This is a genomic window from Streptomyces sp. JH34 (genome assembly GCF_029428875.1).
Lineage (GTDB): Bacteria > Actinomycetota > Actinomycetes > Streptomycetales > Streptomycetaceae > Streptomyces.
The window spans coordinates 6,056,064-6,076,333 of the sequence record NZ_JAJSOO010000001.1; the positions used below are offsets into that span (position 1 = coordinate 6,056,064).

General features: G+C 70.8%; 20 protein-coding genes. 15 read left to right on the forward strand and 5 right to left on the reverse strand.

From position 1 onward, the window contains the following. The first annotated feature begins 55 nt into the window (after positions 1–55). Entirely contained in the window at positions 56–883 is an 828-nt protein-coding gene (gene prcA / locus LWJ43_RS27200; protein WP_277334826.1) for a proteasome subunit alpha, read from the forward strand. A gap of 53 nt (positions 884–936) precedes the next feature. On the opposite strand, the gene LWJ43_RS27205 is transcribed toward prcA, so the two are convergent. Next, positions 937–1,965, reverse strand: a complete 1,029-nt coding sequence (locus LWJ43_RS27205; RefSeq protein WP_277334827.1) for a LacI family DNA-binding transcriptional regulator — start codon at positions 1,963–1,965, stop codon at positions 937–939. Positions 1,966–2,094: 129 nt separating this feature from the next. On the opposite strand from LWJ43_RS27205, the gene LWJ43_RS27210 reads away from it, so the two are divergent. From LWJ43_RS27210 to LWJ43_RS27265, 12 genes are all read left to right on the forward strand, one after another. Beyond that, the gene (locus tag LWJ43_RS27210; RefSeq protein WP_277334828.1) at positions 2,095–3,354 is read left to right on the forward strand and encodes an MFS transporter; all 1,260 of its coding nucleotides are present in this window, start codon (positions 2,095–2,097) and stop codon (positions 3,352–3,354) included. A gap of 9 nt (positions 3,355–3,363) precedes the next feature. Beyond that, on the forward strand, positions 3,364–4,725 hold the full coding sequence (pafA, locus tag LWJ43_RS27215) for a Pup--protein ligase (protein WP_277334829.1): 1,362 nt from the start codon (positions 3,364–3,366) through the stop codon (positions 4,723–4,725). Positions 4,726–4,845: 120 nt separating this feature from the next. Next, the gene (locus LWJ43_RS27220) at positions 4,846–5,784 is read left to right on the forward strand and encodes an FKBP-type peptidyl-prolyl cis-trans isomerase (protein WP_277334830.1); all 939 of its coding nucleotides are present in this window, start codon (positions 4,846–4,848) and stop codon (positions 5,782–5,784) included. 43 nt (positions 5,785–5,827) lie between these two features. Beyond that, the gene (locus LWJ43_RS27225; protein WP_014157205.1) at positions 5,828–6,202 is read left to right on the forward strand and encodes an FKBP-type peptidyl-prolyl cis-trans isomerase; all 375 of its coding nucleotides are present in this window, start codon (positions 5,828–5,830) and stop codon (positions 6,200–6,202) included. Between the two features lie 115 nt (positions 6,203–6,317). Further along, on the forward strand, positions 6,318–7,271 hold the full coding sequence (locus LWJ43_RS27230; RefSeq protein WP_277334831.1) for a helix-turn-helix transcriptional regulator: 954 nt from the start codon (positions 6,318–6,320) through the stop codon (positions 7,269–7,271). A 16-nt stretch (positions 7,272–7,287) separates the two neighbouring features. After that, entirely contained in the window at positions 7,288–8,244 is a 957-nt protein-coding gene (locus LWJ43_RS27235; RefSeq protein WP_277334832.1) for a helix-turn-helix transcriptional regulator, read from the forward strand. Between the two features lie 37 nt (positions 8,245–8,281). Further along, positions 8,282–8,557, forward strand: coding sequence for a hypothetical protein (locus LWJ43_RS27240; RefSeq protein ID WP_277334833.1), 276 nt, complete (start codon positions 8,282–8,284; stop codon positions 8,555–8,557). Between the two features lie 23 nt (positions 8,558–8,580). Then, entirely contained in the window at positions 8,581–8,778 is a 198-nt protein-coding gene (locus LWJ43_RS27245; RefSeq protein WP_277334834.1) for a hypothetical protein, read from the forward strand. A gap of 214 nt (positions 8,779–8,992) precedes the next feature. Continuing rightward, complete coding sequence (gene tatA / locus LWJ43_RS27250) at positions 8,993–9,286, forward strand: Sec-independent protein translocase subunit TatA (protein WP_277334835.1); 294 nt, start codon at positions 8,993–8,995, stop codon at positions 9,284–9,286. Between the two features lie 49 nt (positions 9,287–9,335). Beyond that, positions 9,336–10,298 (forward strand): twin-arginine translocase subunit TatC, encoded by a 963-nt coding sequence (gene tatC / locus LWJ43_RS27255; protein ID WP_277334836.1) that lies wholly within the window; start codon positions 9,336–9,338, stop codon positions 10,296–10,298. 18 nt (positions 10,299–10,316) lie between these two features. Continuing rightward, positions 10,317–11,207 carry a diacylglycerol kinase gene (locus LWJ43_RS27260; RefSeq protein ID WP_277334837.1) on the forward strand — a complete coding sequence of 297 codons (891 nt, stop codon included), beginning with the start codon at positions 10,317–10,319 and terminating at the stop codon, positions 11,205–11,207. Between the two features lie 49 nt (positions 11,208–11,256). Further along, entirely contained in the window at positions 11,257–14,085 is a 2,829-nt protein-coding gene (locus tag LWJ43_RS27265; RefSeq protein ID WP_277334838.1) for a DEAD/DEAH box helicase, read from the forward strand. 79 nt (positions 14,086–14,164) lie between these two features. Here LWJ43_RS27265 and LWJ43_RS27270 read toward each other — a convergent pair whose 3' ends face one another. The 4 genes from LWJ43_RS27270 to LWJ43_RS27285 all read right to left on the reverse strand — a co-directional run bounded on the left by LWJ43_RS27270 (position 14,165) and on the right by LWJ43_RS27285 (position 18,052). Next, a complete protein-coding gene (locus tag LWJ43_RS27270; protein ID WP_277334839.1) occupies positions 14,165–14,629 on the reverse strand; it encodes an SPW repeat protein in 465 nt (154 codons plus the stop codon). An 89-nt stretch (positions 14,630–14,718) separates the two neighbouring features. Beyond that, positions 14,719–15,726 (reverse strand): ADP-ribosylglycohydrolase family protein, encoded by a 1,008-nt coding sequence (locus tag LWJ43_RS27275; protein ID WP_277334840.1) that lies wholly within the window; start codon positions 15,724–15,726, stop codon positions 14,719–14,721. A gap of 28 nt (positions 15,727–15,754) precedes the next feature. Further along, on the reverse strand, positions 15,755–16,402 hold the full coding sequence (locus LWJ43_RS27280; RefSeq protein ID WP_277334841.1) for a fasciclin domain-containing protein: 648 nt from the start codon (positions 16,400–16,402) through the stop codon (positions 15,755–15,757). 81 nt (positions 16,403–16,483) lie between these two features. Continuing rightward, positions 16,484–18,052, reverse strand: coding sequence for a molybdopterin-dependent oxidoreductase (locus tag LWJ43_RS27285; RefSeq protein WP_277334842.1), 1,569 nt, complete (start codon positions 18,050–18,052; stop codon positions 16,484–16,486). A 222-nt stretch (positions 18,053–18,274) separates the two neighbouring features. Here LWJ43_RS27285 and LWJ43_RS27290 point away from each other — a divergent pair, with 222 nt between their 5' ends. Both LWJ43_RS27290 and LWJ43_RS27295 read left to right on the forward strand, forming a co-directional pair. Then, on the forward strand, positions 18,275–19,546 hold the full coding sequence (locus LWJ43_RS27290; RefSeq protein WP_277334843.1) for an NAD(P)/FAD-dependent oxidoreductase: 1,272 nt from the start codon (positions 18,275–18,277) through the stop codon (positions 19,544–19,546). Beyond that, positions 19,543–20,268, forward strand: coding sequence for a DUF1365 domain-containing protein (locus LWJ43_RS27295; RefSeq protein ID WP_385450217.1), 726 nt, complete (start codon positions 19,543–19,545; stop codon positions 20,266–20,268). The genes LWJ43_RS27290 and LWJ43_RS27295 overlap by 4 nt, the downstream gene beginning before the upstream one ends. Positions 20,269–20,270 lie beyond the last annotated feature (2 nt).

The following is a 20,270-nucleotide window of genomic DNA, read 5'->3' on the forward strand; positions in this document are numbered from 1 at the left end:
CCGGTCCGATGCTTCTCCGATGCACTCGTCACTGACAGAAAGGGACGGATAGCCGGTGTCGACGCCGTTCTATGTCTCACCTCAGCAGGCCATGGCCGACCGGGCGGAATACGCCCGGAAGGGCATCGCCCGTGGTCGCAGCCTGGTCGTGCTGCAGTACGCCGACGGCATTGTGTTCGTCGGCGAGAACCCGTCCCGCGCGCTGCACAAGTTCAGCGAGATCTACGACCGGATCGGCTTCGCCGCCGCCGGCAAGTACAACGAGTACGAGAACCTCCGGATCGGCGGCGTCCGTTACGCCGATCTGCGCGGTTACACCTACGACCGTGACGACGTCACGGCCCGTGGGCTGGCCAACGTCTACGCGCAGACGCTGGGCACCATCTTCTCCAGTGCGGCCGAGAAGCCGTACGAGGTGGAACTGGTGGTCGCCGAGGTCGGCGCGGGGCCCGAGGGCGACCAGATCTACCGGCTGCCGCACGACGGCTCGATCGTCGACGAGCACGGCTCGGTAGCGGTCGGCGGGAACGCCGAGCAGATCAGTAACTTCCTCGACCAGCGCCACCGCGACGGGATGTCCCTCGCCGAGGCGCTCAAGCTGGCCGTGCAGGCGTTGTCGCGCGAGGCCAACGGCAACGAGCGGGAGATCCCGGCCGAGCGGCTCGAGGTCGCGGTCCTGGACCGGACGAGGCCGCAGCAGCGCAAGTTCAAGCGGATCGTCGGCCGCCAGCTGACCAGGCTGCTGGACGCGGACGGCGCGGGGGCGACCCCGACGGACGCGCCGTCCGACGCCGAGGACGCGGAGGACGGCGGAACCTCGGCCGGCGGCGCCGACACCCCCGCGAAGGGCACCGACGCCTCCGACGAGGGAACGAAGGAGTAGACGACTCCTGGACGAAGCCCTCAGGACACCGACGCGGTGTCCTGAGGGCTTCGTCATGCGCCGGGCGGAGGTGCGGTGGAGCCCCGTGCCACCAGGTGGACGGGGAGGTCGTGATGCTCTGCGGGGCGGCCCTCCAGGACGTCCAGCAGAGCCGTCATGCCCCGCTCGCCCACCTGTTCGGCGGGGAGGCGCACGGTGGTGAGCTCCGGTTCCACCGCCGTGGCGAGTGCCAGGTCGTCGAAGCCGGTCACGGAGATGTCGTCGGGAACCCGCAGCCCCCGTCTGCGCACCGCCTTGCAGGCGCCGGCGGCCAGGATGTCGTCGTCGCAGACGATGGCGGTGGGCAGGGGCCCGGGGGAGTTCAGAGCCGCCTCGACGGCTTCGCGTCCCGCCCGTACGTCCAGGGCGGCGGGCACGGTGCGCAGGACGGCGCCGGGGACGGCTTCCACGGCCTCCCGCAGCGCCCGGGCGCGCACCGCGAAGGTCCAGGTGTCCACGGCGGACGCGAGGTGCACGAACCGGCGGTGGCCGAGGCCGAGCAGATGTTCCGTCACCTGGTGCATGCCGTCCGCGATGTCGAGGTTCACGCGCGCCGCCGCGCCATGGTCCGCGGGGTCGCTGTCCAGCATCACCAGCGGCAGCTCCGCGCCGCGCAGCGCTCCCAGCGCGTCCGCCGCCATGGACGAGGCGATCACCCCGTCGAGCGCCGCGCGCGCCGAGGCGAAGGGGTCCCTGGCGGGGCCGGTGCCGTCGGGGGACGGGTAGAGGACCACACCGAAGTCGTGCTCCGCGGCGACGGCCGCGGCTCCGGTGTACACGCGGGCGAAGAACTCGTTGGTCAGCGCGGGGACGACGAGCAGCGCCGTGCGGGTGCGGCCCATCCGCAGGCTGCGGGCCGCGAAGTTCGGCCGGTAGCCGAGCTCCCGGGCGCTCCCGCGGACGCGCTCGGCTGTCGGCGCCGACACCCTGCCCCGCCACTTCTCGCCGAGCACGAGCGAGACCGTGGCCTGTGAGACGCCCGCGGCCCGTGCCACGTCACGGCTGGTGGGCCGGGGTGGGGCAGGCTGCCGCGCGCTGGTCACTCGTGCCTCCGTGCTGGGCCGGTCGGATGCGGTGGGATGGACTCCCGGGCTGCCCACATGGTACGTATGAGCCTCGACGTTATACGTAAAACCCCGAGGCTGTGACACCGTCGGGGGAGAGGGGCGGACATGGCCGCGGGGTATCTGGACATCCTCCGGACGCGGCACGCCGCCCGGCTGCTGGCAGGGACGCTGGTGGGGCGGCTGCCCAACGGAACCGCCCACATCGCCATCGTCCTGTTCACCCGCGCGGAGGGCGGCAGCTACACGCTGGCCGGCGCCCTGGCGGCTGCCTACGGTCTCGCCACGGCGGTGGGACAGCCGCTGCTGGGCCGGGCCGTGGACCTGTACGGCCAGCCGCGCGTCCAGCTCCCGGCGGCCGTGGTCTCCGCGCTCGGCATGGCGGCGCTCGCCCTCATGGGCCTCGGCTCGCTGCCGGCCGCGTACGCCGCGGTCGTGGTGGCCGGTGTGTCCACACCCCCGCTGGAAGGCGGCCTGCGCGCCCTCTGGCCGACCGTCCTCGGCCGGGAGGACCGGGTGCACCGGGCCTACGCCATGGACGCGGTGGCCCAGGAGGTCATGTTCACCGTCGGCCCCCTCCTCGTGACGGTCCTGGTGTCGCTCCGATCACCGGCCGCCGCCCTCCTGGTCATCAACGCCATCGGCGTCCTCGGGGCGTTGTCCGTCGTCCTGTCCGAGCCCTCCCGGCAGTGGCGCTCGGCGCCCCGCGAGGCGCACTGGCTGGGCGCCCTGCGCTCGCCCGGCCTGCTCGCGCTGCTGGGCGCCTTCTTCTTCGTCGGGCTGGCGCTCGGCTCCATCACGGTGGCCGGTGTCGCCTACGCGGACGACCACGGCCGGGAGTCCGTGTACGGCTGGCTCATGGCCGCCCTCGGCCTCGGCGCGCTGATCGGCGGAGCGGTGTACGGGGCGCGGCAGTGGGCCGGGGCGCCCGAGCGCAGACTGCGGGTCATCGTCGCGCTGCTCGCGCTGGGCTATCTGCCGCTGATGCTCACCCCCGGTGTGCCGGCCATGACCGCGCTGGCCGCGCTCGCCGGGGTGTTCCTGGCCCCGGCGATCGCCTGCTCGTTCATCGTCGTGGACCGGCACGCGCCGCGGGGCACGGTGACCGAGGCGTTCTCCTGGCTCGTGACGACCTTCGGCGTCGGCGCGGCGGCCGGAACGGCGGTCGCGGGCCCGGCCGTCGAGGTCGGCGGCACGGGCTGGAGTTTCGCCGTCGCGGGGGCCGGTGGAGTGGCCGCGCTGCTGGTCCTGCTGGCCACCGGAAGGGTCCTCGCAGCTCCCGGGCGTACGCCCGCCGTTGTGGCCGGTTCGGAAAATGATCGAAACGGTGCTGCCGAACCCGGTTTCAGCTCAGGCCATAAGGCGTAATGTTCAGTCATGGACCGCCGCATTTTCGGGCTGGAGAACGAGTACGGCGTCACGTGCACGTTCAGGGGACAGCGCCGACTGTCACCTGACGAAGTGGCGCGCTACCTCTTCCGCCGTGTCGTGTCATGGGGCCGCAGCAGCAATGTCTTCCTGCGGAACGGCGCCCGCCTCTACCTCGACGTGGGATCGCATCCGGAATACGCAACCCCGGAATGCGACAACGTGACCGAACTCGTCACGCACGACAAGGCCGGCGAGCGCATTCTCGAGGGCCTGCTCGTCGACGCAGAACGCCGCCTGCACGAGGAAGGAATCGCGGGCGACGTCTATCTCTTCAAGAACAACACCGACTCGGCCGGAAACTCCTACGGGTGCCACGAGAACTACCTCGTGGCACGGCACGGGGAATTCTCCCGGCTCGCGGACATCCTCATTCCGTTCCTCGTCACCCGTCAGCTCATCTGCGGTGCCGGCAAGGTGCTGCAGACGCCGCGCGGAGCCGTCTACTGCGTGAGCCAGCGGGCCGAGCACATCTGGGAGGGCGTCAGTTCCGCGACGACGCGCTCCCGCCCGATCATCAACACCCGGGACGAGCCGCACGCCGACGCCGAGCGGTACCGCCGCCTCCACGTCATCGTCGGTGACTCCAACATGTCCGAGACGACCATGCTCCTCAAGGTCGGTGCCACCGACCTCGTGCTGCGCATGATCGAAGCGGGCACCGTGATGCGCGACCTGACTCTGGAGAACCCGATCCGGGCCATCCGGGAGGTCAGCCACGACACCACGGGACAGCGAAAGGTGCGCCTGGCCAGCGGCCGTGAGGCGTCGGCCATCGAGGTCCAGCGCGAGTACTACGAGAAGGCCGTCGACTTCGTCGAGCGCCGGGGCATCCGCACCGGCACCGTCGACCAGGTCCTCGAACTGTGGGGCCGCACGCTGGACGCCATCGAGGCCGAGGACCTCGACCGGATCGGCACCGAGATCGACTGGGTCATGAAGTACAAGCTCATCGAGCGGTACCGGGCCAAGCACAACATGACGATGTCGAACCCGAGGGTCGCTCAGATAGACCTCGCCTACCACGACATCCACCGCAGGCGGGGGCTCTACTACCTCCTGGAGCGCAAGGGACAGGCCACGCGCATCTGCAACGACCTGAAGATCTTCGAGGGCAAGTCGGTGCCCCCGCAGACCACCAGGGCGCGACTGCGCGGCGACTTCATCCGCCGGGCCCAGGAGCAGCGGCGGGACTTCACCGTCGACTGGGTCCACCTCAAGCTCAACGACCAGGCGCAGCGCACCGTGCTGTGCAAGGACCCTTTCCGTTCCGTCGACGACCGGGTGGAGAAGCTCATCGCGGGCATGTGATCCGGGACAGGAATGTCCCTCCCGAATGCGACCGGGCCCCGTACGTTCCTCGTACGGGGCCCTTCGCTCGGCCTAGAGTGTCGGGGACCATTCACGTGCCGTCTGAGATCTGAGGAACCAGTGCGCCGACTTGCCGGCCTTCTCGTCGTCCCCCTTCTGCTGCTGTCCACGGCTGCGTGCGGCGATGACAAGGCCTCCGACTCCGCCTCGACCGAGAAGGGCTTCCCCGCGATCACCGCGGGCGCGAAGTTCGGCGAGAAGCCCACCCTGGCGAAGGGTGAGGGGGATCCCCCCAAGGAGCTGAAGACCGATGTCATCAGTGAGGGTGACGGCGCGAAGCTCAAGAACGGCGACGCGATCCAGGTCAACTACCTCGGGCAGACGTGGGACTCCACCAAGCCGTTCGACAACAGCTTCGACCGTAAGCAGCCGTTCGATCTGACGCTCGGCGCGGGCATGGTCATCCAGGGCTGGGACAAGGGGCTCGTCGGCCAGAAGGTCGGCAGCCGTGTCGAGCTGGTCATCCCGCCGGAGCTCGGTTACGGCGAGCAGGGCCAGGGAAAGGACATCAAGCCCAACGCCACCCTCGTCTTCGTCGTCGACATCGTGAAGGCCACGCAGATCCCGGCGTCCGCCGAGGGATCCGAGGTGGCCCAGGACAACATCGACCTGCCCAAGGTCGGCACGAAGACCGACGGCAAGGCCCCGACGGTCACGATCCCCAAGAGCGACCCGCCGAAGAAGCTGGTCTCCAACTACATCCTGGAGTCCAAGGGCGAGGTCATCAAGGAGACCGACAGCGTCGTCGTGAACTACGTGGGTCTCCTCTGGAAGGACAGCAAGGCCTTCGACAGCACCTACCAGACCGGTAAGACGCAGACCTTCCCGCTGGCCCAGGTCACCTTGAAGGGTCTCAAGAACGGGCTGGTCGGCAAGAAGGTCGGCAGCCGCGTGCTGCTCGTCATCCCGCCGGACCAGGCCTTCGGCAACGAGGCGCAGCAGTCCATCCCCGCCAAGTCCACCCTCGTGTTCGCCGTGGACCTCCTGGCGAAGATGTAAGACTGTCCCGGTTGCACAGTTCATCAGTAAGAGGAGCAGCTCAGTGAGCATCGACAAGCCCGAGATCGACTTCCCGGGTGGCGAGCCGCCGGCCGACCTGGAGATCAAGGAAATCTGGGAGGGCGACGGACCGGTGGCCCAGGCGGGTCAGACCGTCTCCGTGCACTACGTCGGTGTCGCCTTCTCCACCGGCGAGGAGTTCGACGCCTCCTGGAACCGCGGCACCCCGCTGCAGTTCCAGCTCGGGGCCGGCCAGGTCATCGCAGGCTGGGACAAGGGCGTCCAGGGCATGAAGGTCGGCGGCCGTCGCCAGCTGACCATCCCCGCGCACCTCGCCTACGGCGACCGCGGCGCGGGCGGCGGCGCGATCGCCCCCGGCGAGACGCTGATCTTCGTCTGCGACCTCGTCGGCGTCTGATCCGTCCGTCCGCAGAAGTCGGGGCCCGTGCCGTGAGGCACGGGCCCTCGCTTTGGCCCGGACACCCCGGGGCGGTACGGTCGACGGTCGGAGAGCACGTCGAGAAAGGGCGTCGATGGCGATTGCCAAGGCCGAACGGCTGATGAACCTGGCACTGTGTCTGCTGGGTACCCGGCGTCCGCTCAGCAAGCGTGAACTCCGCGGGTCCATCGAGGCCTACCTGGAGGCGGGCAACGACGACTCCTTCAACCGGATGTTCGAGCGCGACAAGGACGATCTGCGCGAACTCGGCCTGATCATCGAGACCGTCGAGAACCTGGACGGCGACACCGGGTACCTCGCGCGCCGTGACAGCAACCGGCTGCCCCCCATCACCCTGGACGCCGAGGAGGCCGCGGCCCTCGGGCTCGCCGCCAAGGTCTGGCAGCAGGCCCGCCTGGCCGGTGCCGCGAGCGGCGCCCTGCAGAAGCTGAGGGCGGCCGGTATGCCGGAGGCCGAGGACGCCTACGAGCCGCACAGCGCCCTCGAACCCCGTATCCCGGTCCACGAGGCCGCTTTCGAGCCGCTGATGCTCGCCTGCCGGGACCGCCGCCCCGTCACCTTCGACTACCGCAAGGGCAACGCAGCGCGCCCCGAACAGCGCCAGGTCGAGCCCTGGACCCTCGAGTGCTGGCGCGGCCACTGGTATCTGGCCGGCTGGGACCGGGACAGGGGTGCCGAGCGGGTGTTCCGGCTGTCGCGCATCTCGGGCCGGGTCCGCTCCCGCGCCGGGGCGTTCACCGCCCACGTCCCCGACGCCGTGACCGTCCGCGAGACCGTGGAGAGCTGGGCCGGCGAGACCGCCACCAGGACCGCCCGCATCCGCCTGCGCACCGGCTCCGGCTACCCGCTGCGCTCCCGCGCGACATCCGTACGGGAACTCGGCGACGGCTGGGACGAGTTGGAGATCCCGTACGGGCACGGGCTGGACGCCTGGCTCGTGGAGTTCGGGCCCGACGTGATCGTGAGCGAGCCCGCCGATCTGCGGGCCGACGTGATGGACCGGCTGCGCGCCGTGGCCAAGGACTGAAGGGGGACCCGTACTCGTGGCCACGAACGCGATCGACCAGACCCGCCGGATGCTCTCCCTCGTCACCTACCTGCGCGAGCGTCCCGGCGCACACGTGCAGGACGTGGCCCGGGCCTTCGGGATCACCGAGGACGAGCTGATCTCCGACCTCGACGTCCTCCCCATGTGCGGGACCAGCTTCCGCGGCGGGGACCTGCTGGACATCGACACCGACGGCGACCGGATCTGGTGGCACAACCCCGACGACGTCGCCGAGCCGCTGCGGCTCGCCGCCGACGAGGCGACCGCCCTGCTCGTCGCCGCCCGTGCCGTCGCCACGCTCCCGGGACTGCGCGAGAGCGACCGGCAGGCGCTGGTGCGTGCGACCGCGAAGCTGGAGACGGCGGCCGGTGAGGTGGGGGCGGCCAGCTCCCGGCTCTCGGTCACCTTCGAGTCCGAAGGCGGTGTCTTCGCCGACGTGGACCGGGCGATCTCCGAGAGGCGCCGCCTCTGGCTGCGTTACTACTCGCCCGCCCGCGACGAGCTCACCGAGCGCGAGGTGGACCCGATCCGGCTGTTCGCCGTCGGCCGCACCTACATGGAGGGCTGGTGCCGGCTCACGGAGGCCCGGCGCACGTTCCGGCTCGACCGGGTGGCCGAGATCAGGATCCTCGACGCCCCGTCCGCCCCGCCGGAGCTGGAGCTGCGGGACCTCTCCGAGGGACTGGTGCAGCCCTCCGCCGAGGATCCGGAGGTCGTGATCGAGGTCGGCCCCGGTGGCCGGTGGGTCGCCGAGTACTACCCGCACGACAGCGCGGAGGAACTGCCCGACGGCGGCCTGCGGATCACCCTCCGCACCCCCGACCCGGCCTCCCTGCGCAGGCTCGCCCTGCGGCTGGGCGGCGAAGGACGCATCACGTCGCCCCCGGACCTGGCCGAGAGCGCCAGGCTGGCGGCACGTGAGGCACTGGCCGCCTACGACTCCGCGCTCTGAGAGGCCCGGACCGGTGCACCGAGGAGACACAGGCCACATGACCGCGATATCGAGCACACAGACCGGACCGGTCACGGTCCCGGTGCCCGACGCCGTACGCTTCCGGGCCGCGTGCCCGGACTGCCGTGAGCGGTTCGAGCTCGCGGCGGGAGCGCTGCGGCTGGCGATAGGGGCCAGCCGCCGCACCACCTTCTACTCCTTCACCTGTCCCGTGTGCGGCACCGCGGTCCGCAAGCCGGCCGGGGAGCGCATCATCGAACTCCTCAGCGGCGGCGGCGTGCGGACGCTGCGTCTGCACACCGCCCTGCCGTAACGAGAAACGTCGAGGAACCGTCCATGTTCTGGCCCATGCTCGCCATCGCCCTGGGATTCGCCGGCCTGGCCGTGCTCGGCGTCCTGGCCGTCAAGGTCTTCGTCGAGGCACAGCGACTGGCCGGACAGGTCGCCGCGACCACACAGCGGATCAACCGAGCGGCGGAGGATCTCGAACGAGCGGCCACCACCCTCGCCGACACCGGGGATGCCCTGCGATAGCAGAGCGCGGCCTCCTTATTCACCGTTTCGGGAGGTACGCTGCTGGAGCGGCCCAGGCAGGGAGGTGTGGGCCGCAAGCGGGAGTACGCACAGGCATTGCCCGGCGTTCACCCCTGCGGGTTACGATCGCTGCCAGCGCGAAGGTCGGGCATCTGTCCGGTCGTACGGGTAGCGAGCCCACCCTCCAGACGCCTCAGTGAGAAGGAAGTCGCACATGATCGGCAATCTGAAGCCCCTCGAGATCGTTCTGATCATCGCTGTCATCCTGCTGCTCTTCGGTGCCAAGAAGCTTCCCGACATGGCGCGTTCGCTCGGCAAGTCGGCCCGCATCCTCAAGAGCGAGGCCAAGGCCATGAAGAAGGACGACACGGAGCCCGCGGCGCCCACCACGGAGACCGTCGCGGACACCGCCCCGCCCGCGGCCACCGCGCGCACGATCCAGGCCGCTCCGGGAGACGTCACCAGCTCCCGCCCGGTCAGCGAGGCCAAGCCCACCACCCAGAGCTGACAGCTCACCCCGAACCCCGGAAGCTGTCGCACGAGACGAGGGAAGTGGGTTGCTCAAGTCTGCCCGCAAGCAGGAGAAGGACGACGAGGGGCGGATGCCCCTCCTCGATCACCTGCGTGAGCTGCGCAACCGGCTGCTGAAGTCGGTCCTGGCGATCGTCGTCGCCGTGATCGTGGCGGCGTTCTTCCAGAAGGAGATCTTCGAGTTCCTGATGAAGCCGATCCTGGACTCGGTCGGCTGCAAGAACGGCGCCGTGACCATGGTCAACGGCCGGCCATGCGCGGAGATGACCACCAACGGTCTGCTGTCGCCGTTCACCATCGCGCTGAAGGTGTCCCTCATGGCAGGCGTGCTGGTGGCCACCCCGGTGTGGCTCTACCAGCTGTGGGGCTTCGTCGCTCCCGGCCTCCACAAGCAGGAGAAGCGGTACTCGATCGCCTTCGTCGCGGCCGGGGTGCCGCTGTTCGTCGCCGGTGCCTACCTGGCGTACGCGATCCTCCCGCAGACCGCGGAGATCATGCTCGGCTTCACGCCCGACAACGTGAAGAACCTGCTGCCGCTGGACGACTTCCTGGACCTGATCACCCGCATGGTGATCGTCTTCGGGCTGGCCTTCGAACTGCCGCTGCTGCTCATCCTCCTCAACATGACCGGTGTGCTCTCCGGTGCCCGCATGCTCCGCTGGTGGCGCGGCATGATCGTCGGACTGACCGCATTCGCGGCCATCGCCACCCCGGGCGGCGAGCCCATCTCGATGCTGCTGCTCGCGGGCCCGCTCGCGGTGCTCTACTTCATCGCCGTCGGCGTCTCGCTGCTCAACGACAAGCGCAGGCGGCGGGCGAACCCCGATGCCGAACTCGACGACGACGAGGCGTCGGAGCTCGACCTCACCCCCGAGACGGTCGGCGCGATCGAGCCGGTGTCCTCCCGGGCCGCCCTGCCCGGGCAGGCGAGCGGTGACGCGGACGGTGGACGGTCGCAGCGGCTCAACGGTTACGACGACATCACCTGACCTTGTAAGGTCCCGCGGGTGACCAGCGAGATCACCCTCTTCGTCAATCCCGTCGCGGGGAGCGGCCGGGGCGCGCGTGCCGCGCAGCCGGCCGCTTCGGCGTTGCGGGCCGCCGGCTTCTCCGTACGGACCGTCCTCGGTGAGGACGCGGACGACGCCCTGCGGAGGGCCCGGGAGGCCGTGGCCGGCGGGACCGGAGCGCTCGTAGCCGTGGGCGGGGACGGCATGATGTCCCTCGCCCTGCAGGCCGTCGCGGGTACATCGACCCCGCTCGGCGCCGTGGCGGTGGGCACCGGGAACGACTTCGCCCGCGCCCTCGGACTGCCGATCCGTGATCCGGCGGCCGCCGGGCGGCTGGCCGCGGAGGCGCTCAAGGCAGGGACGGCCCGCCCGATCGACCTGGGCCGGGTCGGGGGGCGCTGGTTCGGCTCCGTGCTGGCCTCCGGGTTCGACTCACGGGTCAACGACCGGGGGAACCGGATGCGCTGGATCGGGGGCCGCTTCAAGTACGACCTGGCGGTCCTCGCCGAGCTGGCGGCCTTCCGGCCGATCCCCTACCGCATCGGGCTGGACGACGGCCCGGTGACCGAGATCGAGGCGACGCTGATCGCGGTGGGCAACGGCACCACCTACGGCGGCGGCATGCGGATCTGCGCCGACGCGGTCATGGACGACGGGCTCTTCGACGTGACCGTGGTCGGTGACTGCAGCCGGGCCACGCTGCTCAAGGTCTTCCCCAAGGTGTACGCGGGGACGCACCTCGGCCACCCGAAGGTCACCGTCCACCGGGCGTCGTCGATATCGCTGGCGGCGGCCGGTGTCACGGCCTACGCGGACGGTGAGCCGCTGGGCGCGCTGCCGCTCACCGCCACCTGCGTACCCGGCGCGGCGTGGGTCCTCGCACCGTGAAATAAAGATCGGGCTGACTGTCATACGAGGCGGGTAGGCTCGTATCAAGATGACAGAGGACCTCTCACCAGCTGAGCGATACCAGGCGTCCCGGGTCCGTGCGGCCGAGCAGGCCACCGCCCTCGGGCCCTTCCGCGAGATGTACGAATTCGGACTGGATCCGTTCCAGATCGAGGCCTGCCAGGCGCTGGAGGCCGGCAAGGGGGTGCTGGTCGCGGCCCCCACCGGGTCGGGCAAGACGATCGTCGGTGAATTCGCCGTCCACCTGGCTCTGCTGCAGGGCCGCAAGTGCTTCTACACCACGCCGATCAAGGCCCTGTCCAACCAGAAGTTCGCGGACCTCGTCCGGCGTTACGGTGCGGACAAGGTCGGCCTGCTGACCGGTGACAACAGCGTCAACGCGGACGCGCCCGTGGTCGTCATGACCACCGAGGTCCTGCGCAACATGCTGTACGCGGGCTCCCAGGCGCTCATCGGTCTCGGGTACGTGGTCATGGACGAGGTGCACTACCTCTCGGACCGCTTCCGGGGCGCCGTGTGGGAGGAAGTGATCATCCACCTGCCGGAGTCCGTGACCCTCGTGTCGCTGTCCGCGACCGTGTCCAACGCCGAGGAGTTCGGCGACTGGCTGGACACCGTCCGGGGCGACACCCAGGTGATCGTCTCCGAGCACCGGCCCGTGCCGCTGTGGCAGCACGTCATGGCCGGGCGCCGGATGTACGACCTCTTCGAGGAGGAGAGCGACCACGGCGGCCGGGGCACCGGACGGCGTGAGGTCAGCCCGGATCTCGTCCGGCTGGCCCGGATGGAGAACCAGCGCGGATACAACCCGCGCGAGCGCCGGCGCGGAAAGATGGTGCGCGAGGCCGACCGCGAACGCGAGCGGCGTCAGCGCAGCCGCATCTGGACCCCGTCCAGGCCCGAGGTCATCGACCGGCTCGACGCCGAGGGGCTGCTGCCCGCGATCACCTTCATCTTCAGCAGGGCCGGCTGCCAGGCGGCCGTCCAGCAGTGCCTGCAGGCCGGGCTGCGGCTGAACGACGAGGACAAACGCCACCTGGTCCGGGAGATCGTCGAGGAGCGGACGGCGTCCATCCCGCCCGAGGACCTCCACGTCCTCGGGTACTACGAATGGCTCGAGGGCCTGGAGCGGGGCATCGCCGCGCACCACGCCGGGATGCTGCCGACGTTCAAGGAGGTCGTGGAGGAGCTGTTCGTCCGCGGTCTGGTCAAGGCGGTCTTCGCCACCGAGACCCTGGCACTCGGCATCAACATGCCCGCACGCTCCGTGGTGCTCGAGAAGCTCGTCAAGTGGAACGGCGAGCAGCACGCCGACATCACGCCCGGCGAGTACACCCAGCTGACCGGCCGGGCCGGGCGCCGCGGCATCGACGTCGAGGGGCACGCGGTCGTCCTGTGGCAGCGGGGCATGGACCCCGGCGCCCTCGCCGGACTCGCGGGCACGCGTACGTACCCGCTGCGTTCCAGCTTCCGGCCGTCGTACAACATGGCCGTCAACCTCGTGCAGCAGTTCGGGCGGCATCGCTCGCGCGAGCTGCTCGAGACGTCCTTCGCGCAGTTCCAGGCCGACCGGTCCGTCGTCGGGATCTCCCGGCAGGTCCAGCGCAACGAGGAGGGGCTCGCGGGCTACAAGGAGGGCATGACCTGCCACCTCGGGGACTTCGAGGAGTACGCGCGGCTGCGCCGCGACCTCAAGGACCGCGAGACGGAGCTGGCGAAGCAGGGGGCGGCCCAGCGCCGCGCGGCGGCGGCGACCTCCCTGGAGAAGCTGAAGCCCGGTGACGTCATCCACGTACCCACCGGCAAGTTCGCCGGGCTCGCGCTCGTCCTCGACCCGGGGCTGCCCGCGGGGCGGACCGACGGGCACCGGGGGCTGGAGTACCACGACGGACCGCGTCCGCTGGTGCTGACCGCCGAGCGGCAGGTCAAGCGGCTGGCCCACATCGACTTCCCGGTGCCGGTCGAGGCGCTGGAGCGGATGCGGGTACCCAAGTCGTTCAACCCGCGTTCGCCGCAGTCCCGGCGTGATCTGGCCTCCGCGCTGCGGAGCAAGGCGGGGCACATCGATCCGGGCCGGCACCGCAAGCAGCGGGCCGCCGCCGCCGACGACCGGGAGATCGCCAGGCTGCGGGCCGAGCTGCGCGCCCACCCCTGCCACGGGTGCGACGAGCGCGAGGACCACGCCCGCTGGGCGGAGCGGTACCACCGGCTGCAGCGCGACACGCGTCAGCTGGAGCACCGCATCGAGGGCCGGACGAACACCATCGCCCGGACCTTCGACCGCATCGTCGCGCTGCTGACGGAGCTCGACTACCTGCGGGGCAACGAGGTCACCGAGAACGGCCGCCGACTGGCGCGGCTCTACGGAGAGCTGGACCTGCTGGCCAGCGAATGCCTCCGGGACGGTGTCTGGGAAGGGCTCAACCCGGCCGAACTCGCCGCCTGCGTCTCGGCGCTGGTCTACGAGGCGCGCCAGGCGGACGACGCGATCGCGCCCAAGCTGCCCTCCGGACCGGCGAGGGCCGCGATGGGTGAGATGGTCCGCATCTGGGGCCGGCTCGACGCCCTGGAGGAGGACTTCAAGATCAGCCAGACGGAAGGGGTCGGCCAGCGCGAACCCGACCTCGGCTTCGCCTGGGCGGTCTACATGTGGGCCTCCGGCCGGTCGCTGGACGAGGTTCTCCGCGAGGCGGAGATGCCGGCCGGTGACTTCGTGCGGTGGTGCAAGCAGGTCATCGACGTGCTCGGACAGATCGCCGCGGCCGCGCCCCGGGACGGGAGTTCGGTCGCGAAGAACGCCCACAAGGCCGTCGACGCCGTGCTGCGGGGTGTGGTGGCGTACAGCTCGGTGGGCTGACGTGCCCGGGGCGAGGTGAAACGACGAGTGGCCACGGGCCGGCTGTTCCGGTCTGTGGCCACTCCGGTGTGTTCTCCCGTCAGGTCTTCTTGTTCTTCATCGAAAGTCCCGCGCACGCTGCCCCCAGCACGACCGCCAGTCCACCGACGATCACGTTGTTGAGGATCACGCCCATGTCGGGGCTCTGGCCCACGACCCAGGTCGACACGATCAGCCAGGCGCCCAGTGCGACGATGGCCATACTCATCCCGGTCATCCGCTCCGGCATGGCCGTGAAGCAGAGGGCCAGCACGGCGATCGCGATGCCGATGACGAGGTTGTGCGTCACCAGGTCGGGCTGGTTCGCGGTGAAGTGGAGCAACCACGGGGAGACGGCGCAGTACAGGCCGACCAGGAAGACGGGTGCGTCCGCCATCGCTGTGGTGCGGCGCCCGCTCATCACGCGGTCGTGGCGCGCTCGCATCTCTTCGGCGTCGGGGTGTCCGGAGATGTCCCTTCCGGTGTGACCGGAAACGTCCCTTCCGGTGTGCGAGATGTTACTCATGAGGATGTTCTCCTTCGCACTTGCTGGAGCGACCGCGACAAGGAGGCGCGATCATCAGCTCTCCCGACCAGTGTGCTCTTATATGCCCCTTATGTGTAGTTTTCCTGGTGGTCGAATTCTGCGAATCCGTCGAGGCGGTGGGCCAGGGCCACCAGGTCGCCGGCCCGCAGCACCCGGTCCCCGTATCCGGGCATCGGTACGTGGAGCGGACGCGTCCAGCGTTCCGGCACGTCGCCGATCCCGTGCACCGCGCCGGCCAGCCCGCCGGTGACCGCCGCGACCGTGTCGGTGTCCCCGCCCACGTCGACGGCCGCCCCCAGAGCCTCCTCGAAACCGGCGGTGGTGCGCAGCGCCCACAGCGCCGTACCGAGGCACGGCCACACCGCGCCGTTGAACTCGGTGGCGTCGTCCGGATGCCAGTCCGGAGCCAGGACGACGGCCCAGCGGTCCCGGTGGTCCGCGTGGACCGCGGCCAGCGCGTCGTCGACGGCGGCGAGCGGATCGCCGCCCTCCAGCGCCACACGCACCAGCTCGTGGAAGACGGCCGTGCCCTCCCAGGCAGCCCGGTCGCCGTGCGTCAGGGCCGCGATCCGGCGCGCCGCGTCCATCGTCGCCGTCCGCCCCGCCCGGGCGAAGTACACCGCCGAGGTGGTGGCCCGCATCAGTGAACCGTTGCCGGCGGCACGCGTGTTTACCTGGAAGTGGAGCGCGGCGGCCAGATCCCAGGGATCACCGCTCGTGAGGACGTCCTCGGTCTGCAGGCCGATGTCCTTCGGCTCGGAGGCCGCCCAGCGCCTGAAACGGCCGAAGATGTCCGGGAGGTCCAGGCCACCTCTCTCCAGCAGTGACTCACCGACCAGAACGGCCATCTGCGTGTCGTCCGTCGCCTCGCCCGGATCCCAGCCGCCGCCCCCGCACATCGCGCCGGCCCCGTCCGGGAACCTGTCGCCGTACACACCGGGGGCACCGAACTCGAAGGGGGCGCCGAGCGCGTCGCCCACCGCGGAGCCGACCACCGCGCCGACGGCACGAGCCCCGCGGTCCGCGCCGCTCCTGTCAGGTCGGAGGGCGCGTTCCCCGGGGCTCGTCGGTGTCATCCCGTCAGCGTAGTGACGTCACGACGGATCAGGCAGCCGGCATCAGCACGGTGTCGACGATGTAGACCGTGGCGTTGGCGGTCGGGACGTTGCCGCAGACGACCTTGGAGGAGTCGTTCACGGTGTACTCCTCGCCCGAACCCATGGTCGTCAGCTTGGTCTTGGCCAGGGTGTCGAACGAACCCTTCTCCAGCTGCTTCGGCGCCAGCTTCTCGCCGACCACGTGCGCGGTGAGCACCTTGGTGAGCTCGGCCTTGTTCGCGAGCAGCTTGTCCAGGTCGGCCTTCGGGATCTTGGCGAAGGCGTCGTTGGTGGGGGCGAACACCGTGATGTTCTCGGCGCTGTTCAGGGTGTCGACCAGGCCGGCCTGCTTGACGGCCGTCACCAATGTGGACAGTGCCGGGTTGTTCGACGCGGCCGTGGCGACCGGGTCCTGCGCCATGCCCGCGAACGAGCCGGCGCCCTCCTTCGGGACCGAGGCACAGCCCGGGCCGAACGGCTCGTCCATGGCCGCGGCACTCTCGGTCTCCTCGGCCGGTGCGCTCGACGCGGCCTTGTCCGCGCCGGAGTCGGACGAGGAGGTGTCGGAGTCGCCGGAGCAGGCGGTGAGGGCGAGGGGAAGCAGCGCCGCGGCGGAGACGGTGACGGCGATACGGCGGAGGTGACGGGTGTTCATGATGTTCTCCTGAAGTGATCGTGATTCGACAAAGGGAAGGGGAAGGGAAGGGGAAGAGGGTTCCGCGGGATGAGGCGGTGGTCAGGTCACGTCGACCACCACCGAGTGCCATCCGGTCGCACCGTCGGGGACGGTGCCGACCCGTTCGTCGGTCTGTGTGGCGCCGGTGCGGTCCGTCGCGCGGACCTCGAGGGTGTGGTGGCCGGTCGTGGCGGGCCACTCCCACACCCACTGGCGCCAGGTGTCACGGCCCGCCTCCGCCGCGAGCCGCGCGGTGTGCCACTCGCCGCCGTCGACGCGGACCTCGACCCGGGCGATGCCCCGGTGCTGGGCCCAGGCGACCCCCGCGACCGGTACGGTCCCCGCTCGCGGTGCGGCGAAGGGGCGAGGCGTGTCGATCCGTGACTGGGTCTTGACCGGAGCCTCGCGGGACCAGTCACGCTTGACCCAGTAGGCGTCGTACGCGTCGAACGTCGTGAGTTCGATGTCCTGGATCCACTTGCACGCCGAGACGTAGCCGTAGAGGCCGGGGACGACCATCCGGACGGGGAAGCCGTGGTCGAACGGCAGGGGTTCACCGTTCATGCCGACCGCGAGCAGTGCGTCGCGCCCGTCCATGACGTCCTCGACCGGGGTGCCGATCGTCATCCCGTCCACGGAGCGCGACACGATCTGGTCCGCCGTCCCGCCCTTCGACGGGGGCTTCACGCCCGCCTCGCGCAGCAGATCGGCCAGTCGTACGCCGATCCAGCGTGCGGTGCCGACGTACGGACCGCCCACCTGGTTGGACACGCAGGTCAGCGTGATGTCGCGCTCGACGAGCTCGCGTCCCAGGAGGTCCTGGAAGGTGAGGGTGACGGGTCGCGCCACCCCCTTCCCGTGGATCCGAAGCCGCCACCGGCCCGCGTCGACACGCGGGACGACCAGGGCGGTGTCCACCCGGTAGAAGTCCCTGTTCGGGGTGGTGAACGAGCTCAGGCCACGGATGTCCGGATCCGCTCCGCCGGGTATCGCGGGGGCGGGTGAGGCCGGTGCGGGGAGCACGATGTCACCCCGCGAGGCGGAGACCCCGGCCAGCCGGTCCGCCTGGAGCCGTCGCCCCAGGAGTCCCGCACCGGCCGAGGCCGCCGCCGCTGCGGTCGCCGCGACGACGAACCCGCGGCGGTCGAGGGCGCCCTGTTCCCCGTCCTCGCCCGTCTCCCCAGCCGCGGGAGGCGGGACGGTGACGGGGGCCAGCCGTCCGGTCAGGAGATACAGCACTCCTGCGGCCACCAGCGCGCCCACGGCCGAAGGCAGTACGTCGACCACGCGGCCCTCGGGCCGCCCCGCCGCCGACACTGCCCCGACCACACCGAAGACCAGGACGGCCGCAGCGCCGGTCCACCGGTGCCGCAGCGCGAGGACCCCCACCGCCATGGCGAAGACCGCCAGGAGGACGAGGATCCCGAGCTGCAGGACCAGCTTGTCGTCGGTGCCGAAGTTCCGTACCGCGAAGTCCTTCACGGCCGGGGGAGTGCGGTCGATGACCGCCCCGCCCACGGCCGTGACGGGACCCGCTTCGGGACGCACGGCAGCCGCGACCAGTTCGGCGACGCACAGGGCGGTGAACCCGGCGATCAGACCGCTGAGCGCGGCGAACGCGGCGCGCACCCAGCGGGATCGCCGGGAACGGGCGGCCCCTTGCTTCTGCGAAACGTCTCGGTCTCTTGTCACGCCGGGAATTCGGCGCGGATCGCCGGACGGATTGGTCGTTCACTCGATCGAAGGAAGTCCGATCATCGGCCAATCCGCGGAGCCCGCTGTCTCGAATGACCTCTGAGGGGCACTGGGGATCGGCCCCGGCCAGACATGCACGACCGGAGAGGAAGCCGAATGACAGGGGAGCGGCGGCGCACAGCCGTAGTGGGCAGCGGGGTGGCGGGACTCACCGCCGCGCACGTCCTCGGGAAGGCGCACGACGTGACGCTCGTCGAGGCCGACGAGCGCGCCGGAGGGCACGCGCACACCCACGACCTGACCTCCTCGGACGGCCGGACACACCGCGTCGACTCGGGGTTCATCGTGCACAACCGGCGCACCTATCCGCACCTGCTCCGGCTCTTCGGCGAACTCGGCGTGGCCACGCAGGAATCCGAGATGAGCATGTCCGTGCGCTGCGAGGGGTGCGGACTCGAGTACGCGGGCGCCCGGGGCGCCGCCGGGCTGTTCGCCCGGCCCGCGTCCCTGGTCCGCGGTCCGTACCTCCGGATGCTGACCGAGGTGCCGCGGTTCCACCGGGCGGCCCGGGCGCTGCTCGCCATGCCGGAGGGCACCGGGGTCATGACCCTGGGGGAGTTCGCGGAGCGCGGGCGGTTCTCGCCCTACTTCCGCGCGCACTTCCTCACCCCGATGGTCTCCGCCGTCTGGTCCTGCGACCCGGTGACCGCGCTGCGCTACCCCGCCCGGTACCTCTTCCGCTTCCTGCAGCACCACGGGATGCTCACGATCGGCGACTCACCGGTCTGGCGGACCGTCACCGGCGGGTCGCGCGAGTACGTCGACCGCATCGTCAAGCAGGTGCACTCCGTACGGACGTCCACACCGGTGAGGACCGTCCGCAGGCACAGCGACGGCGTGGAGGTCGTCACCGAGGACGGCGCCACCGAGGAGTACGACGCGGTGGTCCTCGCCACCCACCCCGACCAGGCGCTCCGCCTGCTCGCCGACCCGACCGACGAGGAGAAGCGGACCCTCGGGGCGTTCCGCTACTCCCACAACCCCACGCTGCTGCACACCGACACCACGCTGCTGCCGCGCAGCCGCGGTGCCGCCGCCTCGTGGAACTACCTGATGCCGTCCTGCGCCGCCGACGCCGACCGGGTCACCGTCAGCTACGACATGAACCGCCTCCAGCGGCTGGACGCGCCCGAGCGGTTCGTCGTCACGCTGAACGGCGCCGACCGGGTCGACCCGGACCTCGTACGGGCCCGGATGGTGTACGAACACCCCGTCTTCACCCCGGAGTCGGTCGCCGCCCAGGCCCGGCTGCCCGCGCTCTCGGGACCGGTCACCGCCTTCGCGGGGGCCTACCACGGCTGGGGCTTCCACGAGGACGGCTGCCGTTCGGGGGCCGAGGCGGCCGCGGCCCTCGGGGTGGCCTGGTGAACAGCTCCCTCTACCCGTGCACCATCACGCATGTGCGGACCGCGCCCCGCCGGTACGCCCTGCGGCACCGCACCTATCTGTGGCTCATCGACCCGGACCGCCCGCCCGAACTGCCCACCCTCCTGCGTCCGCTGGCCCGCTTCGACGCCCGTGACCACTTCGGCGGCACGGCGCCCACCGTCCGGGCCGGACTCGAACGGTTCCTGCGCACCCGGGGCGTCGATCTCGCCGACGGCACCGTCACCATGCTCACCCAGGCCCGGGTTCTCGGCCACGTCTTCAATCCGCTGACCGTCTACTGGTGCCACCGCCCCGACGGCAGCCCGCTCTGCGTGGTCGCCGAGGTGCACAACACCTACGGGGAGCGCCACTGCTACCTGCTGCGTCCGGACGCAGCGGGCCGTGCGGAGACCGGCAAGGACTTCTACGTGTCGCCGTTCTTCCCGGTGGACGGCGCCTACCGCATGCGGCTGCCCGAACCGGACGGGCGGCTGAGCCTGACGGTCCATCTGGAACGTGAGGACGCGCGCCCGTTCACGGCGACCGTGCGGGGCACCCGGCGTCCCGGCACGCCCGCCCAACTGCTGAGGCTGTTCCTCCGTCACCCCTTCTCCACCGCGGTCGTGTCCGCCGCCATCCGGCTGCACGGCATCCGTCTGTTCCTGCGTCGGCTGCCCGTCCAGCCCCGCCCCCGCCACCACACCCAGGAAGGCATGCAGTGAAG

Excerpts from the sequence above, each read along its gene's own strand:
- LWJ43_RS27290 (WP_277334843.1), top strand. The coding sequence starts at position 18,275 with ATGACAGGGGAGCGGCGGCGCACAGCCGTAGTGGGCAGCGGGGTGGCG.
- LWJ43_RS27275 (WP_277334840.1), bottom strand. The coding sequence starts at position 15,726 with ATGACACCGACGAGCCCCGGGGAACGCGCCCTCCGACCTGACAGGAGC.
- LWJ43_RS27280 (WP_277334841.1), bottom strand. The coding sequence starts at position 16,402 with ATGAACACCCGTCACCTCCGCCGTATCGCCGTCACCGTCTCCGCCGCG.
- LWJ43_RS27270 (WP_277334839.1), bottom strand. The coding sequence starts at position 14,629 with ATGAGTAACATCTCGCACACCGGAAGGGACGTTTCCGGTCACACCGGA.
- pafA (WP_277334829.1), top strand. The coding sequence starts at position 3,364 with ATGGACCGCCGCATTTTCGGGCTGGAGAACGAGTACGGCGTCACGTGC.
- tatA (WP_277334835.1), top strand. The coding sequence starts at position 8,993 with ATGATCGGCAATCTGAAGCCCCTCGAGATCGTTCTGATCATCGCTGTC.
- LWJ43_RS27265 (WP_277334838.1), top strand. The coding sequence starts at position 11,257 with ATGACAGAGGACCTCTCACCAGCTGAGCGATACCAGGCGTCCCGGGTC.
- LWJ43_RS27230 (WP_277334831.1), top strand. The coding sequence starts at position 6,318 with ATGGCGATTGCCAAGGCCGAACGGCTGATGAACCTGGCACTGTGTCTG.
- LWJ43_RS27240 (WP_277334833.1), top strand. The coding sequence starts at position 8,282 with ATGACCGCGATATCGAGCACACAGACCGGACCGGTCACGGTCCCGGTG.
- LWJ43_RS27245 (WP_277334834.1), top strand. The coding sequence starts at position 8,581 with ATGTTCTGGCCCATGCTCGCCATCGCCCTGGGATTCGCCGGCCTGGCC.
- LWJ43_RS27210 (WP_277334828.1), top strand. The coding sequence starts at position 2,095 with ATGGCCGCGGGGTATCTGGACATCCTCCGGACGCGGCACGCCGCCCGG.